The following is a 15,691-nucleotide window of genomic DNA, read 5'->3' as shown; positions in this document are numbered from 1 at the left end:
CGGGGGAAGTCCGGCGGGGCCGGCCGTGCTGCACCGCAAGCACCGAGGCAGCCGCAGCACCGGAGGAACCGGCCGCACCGCAGGCACCCGCGGCACCGGCAGGCCAGGCCCGCCGGCGGGTCCCCGGGAGCCCGCGGGGGCGCACGACGGACTCACACCGGGGGCAGGGTGCCCTCGCCGAAGAGGCGCCGCTCGTCGCGTACCGCCCAGGGAGTGGTGCGCAGGTCCACGATCCGGATGCCGAAGATCTTCAGTTGCAGCATCAGCTCGGTCTTCAGGTCGTAACCGGCGCTCAGCTCCCAGGCGGGCGAACCGTCCGTGGCCGCGGCCGCCCGCCCCCGCAGGTGTACGGACAGGTCGCCGCCGACGCCCGCCGCGTCGTACAGCGAAACCGTGGCGCGGGCCCCGATGGAGGCCTTCGCGGAGGCCGCTCCCTCCACCCGCGGCGGGTCGCCTTCCGTGCGCTGCTGCGCGTGACGGACCGCCTGCCAGCCCTGCGCACGGTCGTAGCGGGCGCCGATGTCGAAGGAACCGGCCGTGCGCTGTTCGGCGTCGAGGACGATGCGGCCGTCCGCGGTGAAGCGGTAGACGAAGACGACCTCGGTGTTGACGACCACGGGCACCGGGCCGACCCAGAAGGTGTGCTGACCCGTCACCGACGCGAGGGGCTTGGTGACCTCGCCGGTGTCCACGGCGCGGGACACCTTGCCGTGCACCTGCCAGTCGTACCCGTACGAACCGCCGAGCCCGACGGCCGCCCGCTCCGGCAGCACGGACAGTCCGCCGCGCTTCTCGTACTGGAAGAACACCTCGGGGGTGAAGCGCACTTCGCCCGCCAGCCGGGCCGGTGAGCGGTCGGTCGCCTCGATGCCGGCCGGCAGCGGGACGTCGAGGGCCAGCTTGAGCGTGGTCAGCGGCGTGGCCGCCTCCCGGGGCAGCCCGGAGCCGGCCGGTGCGGGCGAGGACGCGTCCGCCGGCGCGGGCGGCGCCGTGGTGGCCGCCCGCGCGGCGGGCTCGCCGGAAACCTCCGGTGGCCGGTCGCCCGCCCCCGCGGGCGCGGCCTCCGTCGCGGTGCCGTGCGGCGTCCCCGGTGCGGACGCGGACGGGGATCCCGAGGGCGAGGGGGAGGCGGTGCCACCGGGCGCCGCGGGGGACGGCCGCGTGCCGTCCGCGGGCCCGGAGGTCGCGCCGGCGGTCGCGCTCGGGGCCGCGGTGGGCCCGCCGGTCGTCGCGGTGACGCCCGACGACAGCGGCTTGACCCGCAGCCGGTCCGGGGAGACCACGGCCCGCTGCTTCACCGTCCGGTCGCCGAGGAGCTCCGGCAGGGTCGCCGGCGCGGTGGTGACGGTGACCTCGCCGTCGGAGGCGCCGGTCACCCGGGCCACCTTGAACAGCGCACCGGCCGGAGCCGACCGGTTCGGGGCCGCGGCCACGACGTCGCCCGTACGCACCGCCCGGTCGCCGGACGTCTTCAGCACGGCGCGATGCATCTGCGGGTCGTACGAGGCGACGCGCACGGACGACGCGTGCACCTGCCGGCCGGGTTCGGACGACGGCTGCGCCACCACCGCGTCGCTGCGGTCGGTCTCCGCCCCGGCGAAGGCCGGTGCGGACGCGCTGCCCGACGGCCGGGCCGCCGCGGCGCCCTCCGCCGGTCCGTCACCGGACGAGGAGAGCAATGCCTGGGCGCCGAAACCGGCTGGTACGAGTATGCCGAGGACGGCGGCGGGCAGGGCCGCGCGTCTCCAGGAAACAGCCATGGAAGTCCTTGTGCAGTGGGGGGTGGGCGCCTCTTCGGGCGCCCCGGGTCCGCCCGCTCCGGCGCCACGTGGAGCCGGGGAAGCCGGGCGGCGGGGTCCTGGTCGTGTCCGCGAACTCCCGTCCGCCCGGCGGGCGGAGGTCGCTGCTGTGCGGACACTCCCTAGCATGGCGATCGTCAAGGACGCGCACCATGGAGGAAGGCACCGGGCGATGAGGAGTGTGGTGGAGGTTTCCACAACGGTGCCGGCGGCGGTGGCCGCCCTGCGGGCCGATCTGGGCGCGCTGGTCGACGAGGTGACGGGCCGTCTGCGCGCCGAGCTGCCCTCCTACGCCCGCGTCCCGCCCGACCTCCTCGACCTGCGGGTCGCGCGTGCGGTGGACCGGGGGCTGACGGTCGTGCACCGGCTCTGCGCTCCCCAGGGCCGGGCACCGGTGGATCCCCCGCCCGGGGAGCGCGGCGCACGGCGGCCGGCCGGCCCCGCCGCCATCGGGGACGCACTCCCGGTCGACGACGTCATCCGGGCGCACCGGATCGGCGTCGACGTCGTGTGGTCGCGCTTCAGCCGGGAGATGACCGAGCGCCGTGCGCACCCCGAGGAACTGCTGGCCATCGGCGAACAGGTGTGGGCCTGGGCAGCCGCCATGACGGTACGGATCGTCCGCCGCAGAGCCGTGCGGGACGGCGCCCGTCCACCGGGCGGCGGCCGGGCCGCCGGGCCGCCGCTGGAGGAGTACGTCCGCATGCTGCTGCTCGTCCCGGTGGACGCCGCGGCGGTACGGGGCCGGGCCGGCGCATCGGCGACGCCCGCCCTGCCGTTCCGCGCCCGGGCGGCCCGCGGCGCCACGGACGCGGTGGGCGTGATCGAGCAGCTGCGCCCCTGGATCGCGAAGGGTCCCGCCGGGGGCCTGATGGTGACCGTGGTCGACGGTGACGTGGCCGGGCTGCTCGCCGCCCGTCCGCCGCGGCTCTTCCGCGATCTCGTGCTCGGACTGGGCGCGGCGGTGCGGCCGTGCCACGTCGCCGACGAATTCGTCTCGGCGTCGCTGGCCCTGCGCGTCGCCGCGGCGTTCGGCCTGAGCGGTGTCCACACCACCGACGAACTCGGCCTGCGCACGGCCGTGGTGCAGACGCCGGAGATCGGCGAACGCCTGACGCTCCAACGGCTCGCCCCGCTGCGCGAGCACGGGGAGGACGGCACGCAACTGGAGGAGGCGGTGGCGGCCTTCCTCGACCACGGCCTCCGGCTGGAGGCCGCGGCGCGAAGCCTGTTCGTGCACCCCAACACCCTGCGCAACCGCCTGCGGAGGTTCGAGGCACTGTCCGGGACGAGCCTGCGCGACCCGGCCGCCCTGGCGGAGGTCTGGTGGGCGCTGGCCCACCAGCGGGTGCACGGGCGGTCCGGCACAACGTTGTCAGCTCAGGACGCCGGGCACTGACGTCCCGCACGCACACGGGCTGCGGCCGGGGGCCGCGGTGGTCAGCAGTCCTCCCAGTCCCATGTGTCGAAGTACGCCGTCGTGCCCGTACGGCGGGCCGCCATGACCGCCTCCAGCCGGGCGAAGTCCTGCGGGGGCATGTGCGCCCGCCACTCCTCCAACGGCAGGGCGCGCACCTCGTCGTGCTCCTCCGGGTCCAAGGTGATGCCCGCCACCTCCTCGGCGCTGAGCCGGCCGCCGTCGAAGACGAAGCCGACCGTGTTGTACGGCCACTGGGCACCGGGGAGCCCGAACACCGCGGCCAGCAGCCGAGGGGGCCCGCCGAAGACGAGCCCGGTCTCCTCCCGGCACTCCCGCACGGCTGTCTGCCAGGGGCGTTCGTCCGCTTCCATCGTTCCGCCCGGCCACTGCCACGGATGGTCCTGCGAGTACACCGCACGCAGCTGCACCGGACGGTCGTGCTCGTCGGTGACGAACAGGCAGGCGAATGCCGTCGCCTTCACGAGCGTCTCGGCGTACTGCTCGGGCGGCAGCCACGTCGCGCTCATGACGCGTGCGTCCCGGTCCGGGCGGTCAGGCGGGTCATGCGCATGAGCGCGGGGTCGCCGGCGAACCCGAGCGACGCGTACAGCGGCGCGGACCCTTCGCCGTGGGCGTACAGCTCGTACAGGGTGACCCCCTCCTCCTCCAGGTGCGTCAGCAGGGCGGAGAGCGCGGCCCTGGCGCAACCGCGCCTGCGGTAGGCGGGCTCGGTGGCCACGGAGTGGATCCGCACCGCCAGCCCCTTGGGGTACGCGGGTGCCGGGAGGACCGCCTGGACCAGCCCCAGGGCGCAGGCGGCCAGTCCTCCGGCGGGCGCGTCGACGACGTACGCCCGGGCATCGCCGCCCGGTACGAGCCGTGCGGCGAGCTGCTCGCGGCAGACGGCGAGCCAGTGGTCGTCGAGCCGTTCGGAGAGGATGAACTCGGAACGCAGACGGGCGATCTCGCCGGCGTCGGCGGGAGTGGCGACGCGGGGCGCGAAGAGCCGGCCGGCTCCCGCCTCCGCGACCCGGCTCCGACAGGAAGCCGGGCCCTGCGGTGGAGCGGGGCTCCGTTGCGCAGCCGGGTTCTGCCGTGCAGCAGAGTCCTGTGGTGAGGCCGCGTCCCGTTGTGCTTCCGGGCCCGGTGGTGCGGCCGGGCCCGGTGGTGCGGCCGGGTTCGGTGGTGCGGCCGGGCTCCGGGGCGCAGCCGGGCTCTGCGGTACTGCGGAACGCTCCACGTCGGGCTCCTTCCAAGGGCGTGCGAGGTGCCGTGGGGCGGCCGTCCGGCACGGGGCTCCGGGCCCCGGACGTCGTGCCCGCCGGAAGCACCACCGCGCGGACGCGGGAGCGCGGCCGTGCCGTCCAGCGCCAGGCTAAGGCGGCGGCACCCTCCCCTCACGGGAGAAGGGCGCGAAGCCCCCGGTTCGGGTGAGGCGCACGTGAGGGACCGCCGCCACCCGCGGGGCGCTGTGCGGCCTGTCGAACCGGCCGGGCGCCGCGCGGCGTGAGAGCGTCCGTGCGGGGCAGCAGACAGGGCAAGCCCCTGTCGCGGCACGGGACGGGACCGGGGCCGGGCTCACGCCGGGCGGGACGGAAGCGGTGGTTGCATGGCGATCGGTGTCCCCGCGAACGGGGCTGTGCCCCCTCGCGAACGCGATGAGTACGCGAGAGCGCTGGCGCGCACGCCGGTCGCCGTGTGGGAGGACGACCTCACCGACTGGGCGGCCGCGCTGACCTACTACGCGGTCCTGGCGGTGTTCCCCGCCCTGCTGGTCATCGTCTTCGCCATCGCCCTGCTCGGCACGGGCTCCCCCCACGAACTCATCGCCCAGTTCGGCGCCTTCGTACCGAAGGAGGCCCGTCCCGTGCTCGAACAGGCGCTGGGCGGCCGCCAGGAGGACGCCTCGGTGCCCTGGCTGCTCGTGATGCTCACCCTCGGCGCCGCGCTGTGGTCGTCCTCCAGCTACCTGGCCGTGTTCCGGCGCGCCCTGCACGCGATGTACGGCGTCGCGGACTGCCGCCCCGCGTGGCAGGCGTTCCCCGCCATCCTGCTCCGGGCGCTGACCGTGCTGGCACTGCTGCTCAGCGGAGTGCTGACGCTGACCGCCACGGGGCGGATCGCGCGGGCCATCGGCCGGGGGACGGGCGCGGACCACCAGGCGGCGCTCGTGTGGGCGGCCATGAAGTGGCCGCTGCTGTTCCTCGTGGTGGTCGCCCTGGTCCTGCTGCTGTTCCGGTCCGGGCCCCCCGAGACCCGCGGGCTGCGCCGGAACCTGCCCGGCGGGGCGCTGGCGGTGGTCCTGTGGCTGCTCGCCTCGGTGGGCTTCGCGTTCTACGCCTCGCACATCGCGACGTACAACCGGCTCTACGGCTCCCTGGCGGGCATGGTGGCGTTCCTCGTGTGGCTGTGGGTCTCCCATGTCGTGCTCCTGGCGGGAGCGCAGTTCAACGCCGAGCTGTCCCGGCGCGGGCGGCCGAAGCCGGATCCCTGCTCCTCCCCGGCGTGAACCCCGGCCCCGTCGGCCCGGCCCGTACCGGCCGCATCGCACAGGCGTGCCATCACGCGACCGGGGCAGTGGACTTCCGTGACCTCGGCCGATCTTCTCTACACCCTGTCAGGGGCGGGCGCGCTCGCCGCGGCCGTGCTGCCGCGGCTGGTGGCCGGCCGCCCGCTGTCCATGCCCCTCGTCTTCCTGGCGGGCGGAGTCGCCCTCCAACCGCTGCTCGCGTCCCTGCCGGTCATCGATCCGGTGCGCGACCGGACGTGGGTCGAGCACCTGACCGAGATGTGCGTGATCGTGTCGCTCATGGGCGCCGGGCTCGCCCTGAACCGTCCCGCCGGACTGCGCCGGTGGCGGGCCTCCTGGCAACTGCTCGGTATCGCCATGCCGCTGACGGTCGTGGCGGTGGCCCCCGCGGTCTGGTGGCTGCTGGACTGGCCACCGGCCGCCGCGCTGCTGCTCGCGGCCGTCCTGGCACCCACCGACCCGGTGCTCGCCTCGGAGGTCCGGGTCGGTGAACCGACGGAGTCCGAACACGACGAGGACGAGGTGAGGTTCGCCCTGACCAGCGAAGCCGGCCTGAACGACGGTCTCGCCTTCCCCCTCGTCATGGCGGCCGTCGCGCTCGCCGCCGCGGCCGGCACGGGGCTGTCCGGCAGCTGGGTCGGGCACTGGCTCCTGGTCGACGTCGGTTACAAGTGCGTGGTGGGCGTCCTGGCCGGTCTCGCCGTGGGCAGGATGCTCGGCTGGCTCTTCTTCCGCGCCGGCCGCGCCTCGGTACGGCTGGCCGAGCACCGCGAGGGCTTCGTCGCACTGGGCGCCACCTTCCTCGCCTACGGGCTGACGGAACTCCTGCACGGCTACGGGTTCCTCGCCGTCTTCATCACCGCCTGCCGTGTCCGCGCCGCCGAGCGGGCCCATGGCTACCACACCGTGCTGCACGACTTCGTGGAGCAGATCGAGCGGCTGCTGACCGCGGGACTGCTCTTCCTGCTCGGGGCCTACGTCGCCCAGGGCGGCCTGGCCGCCCTCACCTGGCAGGGTGCCGCCGTGGGCCTGCTCCTCCTGCTCGTCGCCCGCCCCCTCGCCGGCTGGGTCTCGCAGACAGGCACGGCCGCGGGGCCCCGGGAGCGCGCGGTGATCGCGTTCTTCGGCATCCGCGGCATCGGGTCGCTGTACTACCTCGCCCACGCGCTCGGAACGGAGGACTTCCACGTCCCTGCGGAGGAGCTGTGGGCCGTGGTGACCTTCACCGTGCTGGCCTCGGTCGCCCTGCACGGGGTGACGGCCTCACCCGTCATCCACCGGCTGGACGGGCTGCGCGCCCTGCGGGCCCGCCGCCGCCGGCCCTCCGGGAAGCGCCCGACCGACGACGAGGTGGCCGTCGAGCGGCTGTGAGCCGGGCAGGCGAGAGGCTGCGGCGGGCCGGCCCCCCGGGGCGGACGTTCGTTCGGCACCCGGCCCTGGCCCAGCGGTCCTGTGAGAGCTCCAGCAGCTCGGCGAAGGTGCCGCCCGCGTGGACCAGGTCGTCGTACCGGCCCTGTTCGGTGATGCGGCTGTTCGCGGATGTTGCCGGCGGCATCCGGGACAACGACCCGCACCGCGATATAGAACACACGTGTTTCGGGCGCGGCGGGATCCGCAGGACCGGGTGGGCGGCGGCTCGTGCAGCGGCCATGGGCCCTTGGGCCGCCCGGAGCACACCGCACCCGGGCGTGGCCGAAACGCCGTGGCGGATGCCCGGGTGACGCATGAGGATGCTGCTGTCGCGCATCGGCGCCCGGGGTGTGCGCCGATCCGTCGGCTCATGTTCCGCTCAGGAGTGCCCGGTTCCGCTGCGCGTCATGTCCTGTGCGTGCCTTACTGGGAGCGCCACGGTCCGCGGTGGCGGGGAGGGGTACGCATGCGAGGACCGACATGTTCGCCACGCGGCCGGCGCGGCAGCCGTGCCCTGTCGGCCTGCCTCATGGCGCTGGCCCTCAGCGGCTGCCACAGTGGTGAGGCGCCCGGCGCCCGGCGCCCGGCCCTCCGGCGGAAGCGCCCCGGCCGCCGCGCCGCAACCGGGCGGATCCTCCGCCCGCGGAGGCGGCCCCGCGGAGACGGCGAGCGCGGAGACGGTGAGCGCGGCTCCGAAACCACTGAACGGCGGCACACCGCTCGCCGCCATCCACTCCCGCGCCGGCGGCGCCACCGTGCCACTCGGCGCGATCGGCACCGGACGGCTGGGCATTCAGGTGGTGTGCCGGGGGGAGGGGACCCTCTCCGCCGTGGTCGAACCCGTGGGGCTCGCCTTCTCCCTCGAGTGCGCCGACCGGGGAAGCAGCACCTACAACGAGGTCCATCTGCAGAGGGCCACCGCCGAGGGCCGCGTGCGCGTCACGGCGCCCTCGGCGGTCCGCTGGGCACTGACGGCCGAGCGGTGATCCCGGCCGGGGTCCGCTGCTCCGGCTCCTCGGCCCTCGTCCCGGGACGCCGGCTCCTCAGTCGTCGTCCCGGGACGCCGGCCGCAGGTGGACCACGACGAGCGTGAACGCGGCCAGCATCACGTTGCGCGCGGCGGCGTCGAGGCCGTTCCACTCGGACGACTGCCACATCGCGAACCACTCCCCGCCGATCGCGAAGAACCCCAGCCCGAACAGCAGCAGGACCATGACGAGTCCGGTGGTGCTCACCCGGCGCGCCCGCTCATGGCGTCCGCTGCGCAGCCCCTTACCCCAGAGGCCGGTGGCCAGGAGCAGCACGCACGCGGTCAGCGTCTCCCAGGCGATGATGGCGACGTACACGGCGTTCTGCACGGTCCGCGACTCGATCGCACGCCACATCAGGTCCGGGTCCCGGAAGGTGGTGTCCATCGCCAGCACGTGCTGGACGAACTGCTGGTTCGTCCCGAAGTCGGTCAGGTTCCCGAAGGCCACCAGGGCCATGTACACCGCTACCGTGCCCGTCAGCGCGGTCGCCGCCACGGGCAGGGAGCCGAGGCTCCACCGCCGCTCCGCGCGGGTGCCGGTGCGCTCGCCGATGCCTGACATGTCACCCTCCCTGTGTGCCGTCATGTCCTCAACGCCCCTTGGCATGCCGGGAATTCCCGTTCGGACGCCCGCGCGCCGCAGCCGGTGCGAGGCACGCTCCTCCCGCGGGCGTGCGACCGGGCTCGACCCCGATGGCGGAGAAAGCCGTATCCTCCGCGGAGTCGCGGCGTTGGTCCGGTTATGACCAAGACACAGCGCGTTCTCACCGCCCTCGCACTCGCCGCCGGGTCCTCCGCACTGGCCGCCCCGGCGGCCGACGCCGCCATCGTGCCCGTCGGACCGCAGGGACCGTCCCTCATCAGTCAGGTCGAGGACCTGTCGGTGAGCCATGTCAGCCCCGAGCGCCGCGCCGAGGTGCCGCGGCTCACCCAGCAGCTGGGCGGGCTCGGCGGGGTGCAGCGCCTCGGTGAACTCAGGCAGCTCGTCGCGCCCGTGGCGCCCGCGCTCGGTCTGGTGCCCGGCGTCCGCTGGTAGGGTCGTCCCCGCCCGCGCCCCCTCGTCCGGGCCGCAGGTACTGTGGCTGACCGGTGTCCCGGCGCCCCGCCACGCCGTCGCAGCGTCCCGGCGCCGCGGCGTGACGGCGCCCGGTGACCGTCCTGCGGTGTACGAGCGGTCCGGCCGGTGGGCCGGACCACGGGAGGGGGTGGCCCTGTGCGGGTCAAGGATTTCGACCACGTGGTGCTCAACGTGGAGGACGTCGAGCGGTCCTTGGAGTTCTACTGCGGACCCCTCGGCCTGGAACCGGTACGCGTCGAGGAGTGGCGGGCCGGCAAGGTGCCGTTCCCGTCCGTGCGGATCAGCCCGACGGCCATCATCGACCTGTTCGCGCGCCCCCGCGGCGCATCCAATGTGGACCACATCTGCCTGGTGGTGGACCCCCTCGACTGGCAGGAGGTCATCGACTCCGGCACGTTCGACGTCCTGGAGGGCCCGGTCAGCCGCTTCGGCGCGCGCGGCAGCGCCCAGTCGGTCTATGTGAAGGACCCGGACGGCAACACGGTCGAGCTGCGCTGGTACCCGCAGGACGCCCAGGACTGAGCGCGCCCCCCGAGGCCGCCGTCGGCACGACCGGGTCCCCGGTACGCGCCGGGCGGCGGTCACCCGAGGGCGGGACCGGCCGGATCGGGGGAGCAGCAGCCGTCCCGCCGCATGGCGCGGCCGACGTCCAGCCAGTCCTCCCGGTCCCGCCGGTGCGGGTCGCCCGGCCGCTCATGCAGCGGACCGTCACCGGCCCGTTCGCCGCCCGGCGGCCGGAACGCCCCGACGAGGGAGCTCGTCTCGTGGTGCACCCCGCCCGTGAACACCGAGCTGGTGCGGACCAGCGCGTCGAAGTCGCTGAACGGATCGCCGTCCACCACCGTGAGGTCCGCGACCTTGCCGACCTCCAGGGTGCCCAGGTCCCGGTCCAGGGCGAAGGCCCGCGCGGGAAGCAGGGTCGCCGTGGCCAGGGCCTGCGCCGGTGACAGACCGCCGTGGTGCAGGGCCCGCAGGTTCAGGTGCAGGGACAGCCCCACCGGGACGATCGGCGCGTCCGTCCCCAGCGCCACCGTCCCGCCGGCCGCGAGGACGCGCCGGTACACCCCGATCTCCGTCCGCAGCGTCTCCCGTTGCGCGGCGCTCGGCGGCTGTTCCGACATCCGGCGCACGAGAGCGGAGTCCCACGGAGGCATGATCCACGTGACCCGCTCGTCCCGGGCCAGCGCCGGGTCGGCGCCGACCAGCCACATCGCGGTGAACGGAGTGGCGATCAACGTGAAGCCGGTACCGCGCCGGTACAGCTCCCGCACGTCCTGGTAGGCGCGCCCGGTGGCGGTCACCGCGTGACCGGCTTCCGCGCGCTGCGTCGCCTGCAGATGGGTGGTCATGTCCTGCCCGGTCTGCAGCCCGGGCGAGCAGAAGTGGCTGCCGACCCGCGCGCCGAGCCGCTCGTGGGCGAAGCGCGCCGCCTCCTCCATCACCCAGCCCGGAGCCCTGACGTACGTCTTCACCACGTCCCAGTCCAGGTCCGCGCCCCGCTCCAGCGACCGGCGCAGCCCCTCGCGCGTGCGGTGGGCCCTGCCCATGCTGTAGGCCACCCGGGAGCCGTCCAGCAGCTCGCCGCAGCTGAGCAGCCGGGGACCCGCCAGCTCACCGGATGCGGCGGCCTCGCGGATCCGGGCGTGTTCGTGGGCGAAGCCGCCGAGCGACACGGCCGTCGTGATGCCGTACGCCAGCTGGCACGCGGTCTGCCGCCCGCCGTACGTGCTCTGCCAGGGGTGGGTGTGGGCGTCCCACAACCCCGGGAGCACCGTCCGGTCCGAGGCGTCCACGCGTCGCACCGCCGGCCTGGCGCGGCCGGGCCGGTGCGGTTCCACCGCCGCGACGCGTCCGCCGCGCACCACGACGTCGACGTCGTCCCGGACCGAGGCGTCACCGCCCGTGCCGTCCCAGAACCGGCCGGCGTGCACGACGGTGTCGGCGGGGGCGGGCCGCCGGTGGTCCAGCGGGACGCGCACGGTGCGCGCCCCGCGTCCGTCGGTACGCGTCAACCGCAGGCGATGGCCGGACAGATGGAGGAGCTGCCGCGAATCGCCCGACCAGGAGGGGTGGTCGGCGGGTTCGTCGGTGAGCGGACGCAAGGGCCCCGCCGGCTCGCCGTCCGCCGTGACCGGAAGCAGGCACAGGGCGGACTCCACGACCAGCGCCATCCAGCGGCCGTCCGGCGACCACACGGGCCCGGAGGCGTAGCGGTCGGAGATCGAGACGTGCGGCGCGACGGCGCGCAGCCGGGCGGCGCCGGTCGCGGCGTCCACGATCCGGATGAGGTTGTAGCCCTCCCGGAACCGCTGGTTCAGCCGGTTGCGGTCGCACAGGGCGAGGAAGCGCCCGTCGGGGGACCAACTGGGCCGGCCGGGCAGGCCGCCGCCGCCCAGGGGGGCCGCGAGTACGCGCTCGGCGCCCGAGGCCAGGTCCTTGACGAGGAGACGGCCCGTCATGTCGAGGCACGCGAGCCGGCCGCCGTCCGGCGAAAGCGCCGGATGGACCCGTCCGCCGGTCGCCAGGGCCGTGCGCGCACCCGCGACGAGGTCGTGGCGGTACACCCCGAGCAGGCCGTCGCTGTCGTCGGCGTACAGCAGGGAACGCCCGTCGGGCGCCCACACCGGGCCGAGGAGGTACCGCGTCGTGCCCGCCCGCAGCAGCCGGCGCGGGGGCCGGCCGCCCGTCGTGTCGGCCACCCAGAGGGAGTTGAGCGCCGCGAAGGCGAGCCGGCGCCCGTCGGGTGCCAGCGCCGGCAGGTGGATCCCGCGGACGGGGCGCGCGCGGCTGTCGTCGGCGTCGTACGCCTTGGGCCGGTAGCGCGGCCGGCGGACCGGCACGGTGGCGTCGAAGGGGATCCGCTCCACCGCACGGGGCGCCTCGGGGCGTACGAGGGTGAACCGGCCGTCGACGGTGATCAGGAGCTCGCCGCCGGCGGTCCAGCGCGGCGGTACGGGCGCGATGTCCCCGGCGATGTCCACCGGCTCACCGTCCACCACGAGGGTGCACCCTCCGTCCGGGGACGCGGTGACCCTCAGGTACGCGAGCCGCTTCCCGTCCGGCGACAGGGCGGGGGCCATCACCTGACCGGCGCCGGTGTCGGTGTGCACGACCGTCACGGGCCCCCTGCCGTCCGCCGGTACGGAGACCACGGTCCGGGCATCGAGAGCCGTCCCGGAATCCGTGGCCGTGACGGCCGCCCGCACGCACAGGATCCTCGTACCGTCCGGTGACCACGCCGGGTCGAAGTCCTCCCAGCGGCCCTCCTGGAGGGGGCCGCTCTGGCCCGGCAGCCCCGTGACGGCGGCCGGTTCACCGGTGCGCAGATCGAGGACCCGGATGCGGTACGGGGCGCCGGTGACGGGATCCCCGCCGCGCTCGGAGGCGAAGGCGAGCCGGTGTCCGTCGGGGGCCCACGCCGGGCCCCGGTCGTCCCACGGACCGTCGGTGCGCCGCCGGACGTCCGAGCCGTCGGGCCGCATGGTCCACACGTGGAACCCGCCGCCCTGGTACGCGCAGAACGCGACCAGCGAGCCGTCGGGGGAGTGCACGGGCCGGTTCGGTTCCAGCGCGGCCGGGGTGAGGGCGACGGCGGGGCCGCCCGTGCGGGACAACGACCACAGGACGCCCTGCACTTCGGCGATCAGCCGGTCGCCGGCGGGGGCGAGGTCGGCGGCCCCGTTCGTGGCGGCGGTGTAGTGCAGGGGGACGAACCGGTCCCGGGCCGCTCCCGCGGCAGCCGCCGGGCCCGCCACAGACGCTCCGGCCACGGCCCCCGCGGCGGCTCCGGAGGCCGCGAGGAACCGGCGGCGCGTCACCGCGGGGGTGAAGGCCGGCGGACCGGCCGGGGCCGCCGGCCGTCGCTCCGCGGGAGCTCCGGCCGTGGCCGGTGCGTGCGGCCCCTCCGGTGCGTGGGGTGCGTCCGTGTCCCGGGGGCCGGGGTCCGGGGTGCCGGCGGCCGGTGCGTTCGGCATGTCCGGCGTGCCCGTGTCCCGGGGGCCGGGGTCCGCAGTGTCGGAGGCCCGAGCGTGCGCGACGGGAGCGGGAGCGTGTGCGGTCCGGGCGCCGGCGTCCGGAAGGGGCCTGTCGTCGGGGGCCGTTGTCGCCGGGACGCCGGCCGGGGCGGGCGGGGCCGGAGCGTCACCGTCGGGTACGTCCCGGTCCGGTGCCGTCGCGCCACCGTCGGCCGTCGTCCTCCCCGTGCCCGTCACGGCCTCGTCGCGGGGCGTCCCCGTGGCCGTCCCGGTCTCCGCCGCGTGCGTTCCTGTGGAGTGCAACAGGTCCTCCGCTCAAGGAAGCCGGCTCCGGCCCGGTCGTGGCCGCCGGGGCGACGGGAACCGACGGGAACCCATGATCCCGCACGTATGGCGCGGGAGCGGCGCGGACACCGCCCGGCCCGCGTCGCCGCCGGGGCACGGTTGCCGGACGGTGTGCGCCCCCCGGCGCACGGCAGCCACCACCGCGCACCGGTGTGCGCCCGTCCTCCGGCCGGAGGAACATCCGCGCCGCGTCGCCGTCGTGCCCGGCGGCGCCCGGTTACTGCAGGCCCAGCCAGAGGTCCGGGCCGAGACCTCGTAGTGGGTCCTCTCCGCCGGCACCCCGCGGCGCAGCAGGTCGCCGCGGACCGCACGCATCAAGGGCAGGGGGCCCGCACAGGGAGGCGGTCAGTCCCGCGGGAGCATCCGGCCGGCCGCCGGGCGGTGAGCTCGCGCCTCCCACCGGCCGTGGACCACGGACGGGCGGGGCGTCACCCGGCCGCGGTGTGCCGTGCCGTCGCCGCACCCCGGAGCCGGCCGGCAGGCAGCTTCCGTCCGAAGGCGACCAGGAGCAGGTCCTGCGCGCTGCCGGTCAGCGGTGTGCCGGTGCCGAAGGTCCAGTCGGCGTCGTCGGCCCGCAGCTGAACACCGGTCAGGTCGGCGCCGAAGAACTTGGCGCTCCGGTACGTCACATGGTCGAGGAGCACCCGCACGCGGTCCGCCGGCACCTGCCGGTCCAGTCCGAGTGCCACGGTGATGTCCAGACCGTGCACCACGTCGTGCCCCAGGGCCGAGACGAGCCCGCCGACGGGAGGCGTCCAGGGGTGCAGGGCGTTGTCCCGCAACCAGGCGGCGAGTTGCTCCGTGCTCGCGGTCGCCGCGTCCTCGCGGGCGAGCCGGTCGGTCATCCGGTGCAGGCTGCCGCGCGCCCGGACGAGCCGCACCGCCACCTGGGGCAGCGAGTAGCGGAAACCCATCGACATGTGGGCCGCGACATCCCGCACCCGCCAGCCCGCGCACAGGCTCGGCGCGTCCCACTGCGGTGCCGTAAGACCGTCCAACAGGTCGGCGATGTCCCGGCGTTCGGCGGCGATGAGGCTCGTGAGGTCCATGCCTCCACCCTCACCACAGGGCCCGCAGAAGTCCAGGAGATGCTTCTTCTCGGACCTAGAATCAGCGGTTATGGAGCTGAGGCAGCTGCGGTACTTCCTGACGGTCGTCGAAGAGGCCGGGTTCACCCGCGCCGCAGCCAGGCTGCACCTGGCGCAGCCCGGACTGAGCGCGCAGGTCCGGCAGTTGGAGAGGGAGCTGGGACAGCCGCTGCTCGACCGGTCCGGCAGGACGGTGACACCGACGGAGGTCGGCGAGGCGGTACTGCCGTACGCGCGCGCCGCCCTCGCCGCCGCGGAGGGCGTACGGCGCACGGTGGAGGAGTACACCGGGCTCCTGCGCGGCCGCGTCACGATCGGCCTCGTCTCCGGCGCCGCCGACGAGGAACTGGACGTGGCCGGGTTGTTGGCCGACTTCCACGACGCGCATCCAAGGGTGGACATCGCACTCACCGAGGACACCTCGGAGCGGATGCTGGCAGCGCTCGCCCGCGGCGAGCTCGACATCGCCGTGATCGGACTGACCGGACGGGCGCCCGAGCCGGGCATCGCCCACGACGTGGTGATCGACGTGCCGCTGGTCGCCGCGGTCGCCCCGGGCGACCCGCTCCTGGCCTCCTGCGGCCGCGACGGCGTCCCCTTGACGGCCTTGCGTGACCGCGCCCTTATCAGCCTGCCGCGCGGAACGGGCCTGCGGGGCGTGCTCGACGACGCCTGCGCCAGGGCGGGCTTCCGCCCCCGCATCGCCTTCGAAGCGGCGGCCCCCGCCCTGCTCGCCCGGCTCGCCGCCCGCGGACTGGGCGTGGCGGTGCTGCCGGAACTCCCGCCGCCCGCGGCCACCGGGCTCGGGCTGCGCACCCTGCCGTTCACCGACCCCGCGATGCGCGGCCGTATCGCCCTCGCCTGGCGCACCGACGGCCCGGCGAGCCCCGCGGCCCGGGCCCTCCTGGCGCGTCTGCGCCACGCCGGGGGCGGGGGCCGCATGACCGAGCCGGCGACGGCCGGGCCGGACGACCAGCCCGGTCGATAGGCTGTCCGTCTACACCGGGTGATCGGCGG

At 75.5% G+C, this 15,691-nt stretch carries 13 protein-coding genes and 1 pseudogene; 7 read left to right on the top strand and 7 right to left on the bottom strand.

All coding sequences use genetic code 11. The annotated features are described in order from the left end of the window. Nucleotides 1–152: 152 nt before the first annotated feature. Complete coding sequence (locus tag ACIA79_RS22795; RefSeq protein WP_399430177.1) at nucleotides 153–1,760, bottom strand: hypothetical protein; 1,608 nt, start codon at nucleotides 1,758–1,760, stop codon at nucleotides 153–155. Nucleotides 1,761–1,983: 223 nt separating this feature from the next. On the opposite strand from ACIA79_RS22795, the gene ACIA79_RS22790 reads away from it, so the two are divergent. Continuing rightward, nucleotides 1,984–3,198 carry a PucR family transcriptional regulator gene (locus ACIA79_RS22790; protein ID WP_399430176.1) on the top strand — a complete coding sequence of 405 codons (1,215 nt, stop codon included), beginning with the start codon at nucleotides 1,984–1,986 and terminating at the stop codon, nucleotides 3,196–3,198. A 41-nt stretch (nucleotides 3,199–3,239) separates the two neighbouring features. On the opposite strand, the gene ACIA79_RS22785 is transcribed toward ACIA79_RS22790, so the two are convergent. Together ACIA79_RS22785 and ACIA79_RS22780 are read right to left on the bottom strand one after the other, a co-directional pair. Then, complete coding sequence (locus tag ACIA79_RS22785) at nucleotides 3,240–3,746, bottom strand: NUDIX domain-containing protein (RefSeq protein ID WP_399430175.1); 507 nt, start codon at nucleotides 3,744–3,746, stop codon at nucleotides 3,240–3,242. Next, nucleotides 3,743–4,459 (bottom strand): GNAT family N-acetyltransferase, encoded by a 717-nt coding sequence (locus ACIA79_RS22780; RefSeq protein WP_399430174.1) that lies wholly within the window; start codon nucleotides 4,457–4,459, stop codon nucleotides 3,743–3,745. Before ACIA79_RS22780 ends, ACIA79_RS22785 begins: the two co-directional genes overlap by 4 nt. 369 nt (nucleotides 4,460–4,828) lie before the next feature. On the opposite strand from ACIA79_RS22780, the gene ACIA79_RS22775 reads away from it, so the two are divergent. The 3 genes from ACIA79_RS22775 to ACIA79_RS22765 all read left to right on the top strand — a co-directional run bounded on the left by ACIA79_RS22775 (nucleotide 4,829) and on the right by ACIA79_RS22765 (nucleotide 8,145). Then, nucleotides 4,829–5,728: a YihY/virulence factor BrkB family protein gene (locus ACIA79_RS22775; protein ID WP_399430173.1), complete on the top strand. Its 900-nt coding sequence runs from the start codon at nucleotides 4,829–4,831 to the stop codon at nucleotides 5,726–5,728. A 78-nt stretch (nucleotides 5,729–5,806) separates the two neighbouring features. Then, nucleotides 5,807–7,120 carry a cation:proton antiporter gene (locus ACIA79_RS22770; RefSeq protein ID WP_399430172.1) on the top strand — a complete coding sequence of 438 codons (1,314 nt, stop codon included), beginning with the start codon at nucleotides 5,807–5,809 and terminating at the stop codon, nucleotides 7,118–7,120. Nucleotides 7,121–7,839: 719 nt separating this feature from the next. Next, nucleotides 7,840–8,145: a hypothetical protein gene (locus ACIA79_RS22765; protein ID WP_399430171.1), complete on the top strand. Its 306-nt coding sequence runs from the start codon at nucleotides 7,840–7,842 to the stop codon at nucleotides 8,143–8,145. Nucleotides 8,146–8,202: 57 nt separating this feature from the next. Here ACIA79_RS22765 and ACIA79_RS22760 read toward each other — a convergent pair whose 3' ends face one another. Further along, nucleotides 8,203–8,751, bottom strand: coding sequence for a DUF2165 domain-containing protein (locus ACIA79_RS22760; protein WP_399430170.1), 549 nt, complete (start codon nucleotides 8,749–8,751; stop codon nucleotides 8,203–8,205). A gap of 180 nt (nucleotides 8,752–8,931) precedes the next feature. On the opposite strand from ACIA79_RS22760, the gene ACIA79_RS22755 reads away from it, so the two are divergent. Both ACIA79_RS22755 and ACIA79_RS22750 read left to right on the top strand, forming a co-directional pair. After that, complete coding sequence (locus tag ACIA79_RS22755) at nucleotides 8,932–9,225, top strand: hypothetical protein (RefSeq protein ID WP_399430169.1); 294 nt, start codon at nucleotides 8,932–8,934, stop codon at nucleotides 9,223–9,225. Between the two features lie 177 nt (nucleotides 9,226–9,402). Continuing rightward, complete coding sequence (locus ACIA79_RS22750) at nucleotides 9,403–9,789, top strand: VOC family protein (protein ID WP_399430168.1); 387 nt, start codon at nucleotides 9,403–9,405, stop codon at nucleotides 9,787–9,789. A gap of 59 nt (nucleotides 9,790–9,848) precedes the next feature. Here the strand turns inward: ACIA79_RS22750 and ACIA79_RS22745 are convergent, their stop codons facing one another. From ACIA79_RS22745 to ACIA79_RS22735, 3 genes and pseudogenes are all read right to left on the bottom strand, one after another. Then, the gene (locus tag ACIA79_RS22745; RefSeq protein ID WP_399430167.1) at nucleotides 9,849–13,241 is read right to left on the bottom strand and encodes an amidohydrolase family protein; all 3,393 of its coding nucleotides are present in this window, start codon (nucleotides 13,239–13,241) and stop codon (nucleotides 9,849–9,851) included. Nucleotides 13,242–13,803: 562 nt separating this feature from the next. Then, nucleotides 13,804–13,950 (bottom strand): annotated as a pseudogene (locus tag ACIA79_RS22740) (hemin transporter); the annotation flags it as partial. Between the two features lie 64 nt (nucleotides 13,951–14,014). Further along, nucleotides 14,015–14,635, bottom strand: coding sequence for a maleylpyruvate isomerase family mycothiol-dependent enzyme (locus ACIA79_RS22735; RefSeq protein ID WP_399430166.1), 621 nt, complete (start codon nucleotides 14,633–14,635; stop codon nucleotides 14,015–14,017). A 70-nt stretch (nucleotides 14,636–14,705) separates the two neighbouring features. Here ACIA79_RS22735 and ACIA79_RS22730 point away from each other — a divergent pair, with 70 nt between their 5' ends. Beyond that, a complete protein-coding gene (locus tag ACIA79_RS22730) occupies nucleotides 14,706–15,662 on the top strand; it encodes a LysR family transcriptional regulator (RefSeq protein ID WP_399430165.1) in 957 nt (318 codons plus the stop codon). Nucleotides 15,663–15,691: the final 29 nt, after the last annotated feature.

Origin of the sequence: Streptomyces sp. NPDC051310 (assembly GCF_044455245.1) — a bacterium.
In the GTDB taxonomy this organism is placed as follows: Bacteria; Actinomycetota; Actinomycetes; order Streptomycetales; family Streptomycetaceae; genus Streptomyces.
This window is presented reverse-complemented; position numbering and strand designations above follow the sequence as displayed.

Coding starts and splice junctions, on each gene's coding strand:
- ACIA79_RS22730 (WP_399430165.1), top strand. CDS start 14,706: ATGGAGCTGAGGCAGCTGCGGTACTTCCTGACGGTCGTCGAAGAGGCC.
- ACIA79_RS22745 (WP_399430167.1), bottom strand. CDS start 13,241: ATGCCGAACGCACCGGCCGCCGGCACCCCGGACCCCGGCCCCCGGGAC.
- ACIA79_RS22795 (WP_399430177.1), bottom strand. CDS start 1,760: ATGGCTGTTTCCTGGAGACGCGCGGCCCTGCCCGCCGCCGTCCTCGGC.
- ACIA79_RS22760 (WP_399430170.1), bottom strand. CDS start 8,751: ATGTCAGGCATCGGCGAGCGCACCGGCACCCGCGCGGAGCGGCGGTGG.
- ACIA79_RS22775 (WP_399430173.1), top strand. CDS start 4,829: ATGGCGATCGGTGTCCCCGCGAACGGGGCTGTGCCCCCTCGCGAACGC.
- ACIA79_RS22785 (WP_399430175.1), bottom strand. CDS start 3,746: ATGAGCGCGACGTGGCTGCCGCCCGAGCAGTACGCCGAGACGCTCGTG.
- ACIA79_RS22735 (WP_399430166.1), bottom strand. CDS start 14,635: ATGGACCTCACGAGCCTCATCGCCGCCGAACGCCGGGACATCGCCGAC.
- ACIA79_RS22755 (WP_399430169.1), top strand. CDS start 8,932: ATGACCAAGACACAGCGCGTTCTCACCGCCCTCGCACTCGCCGCCGGG.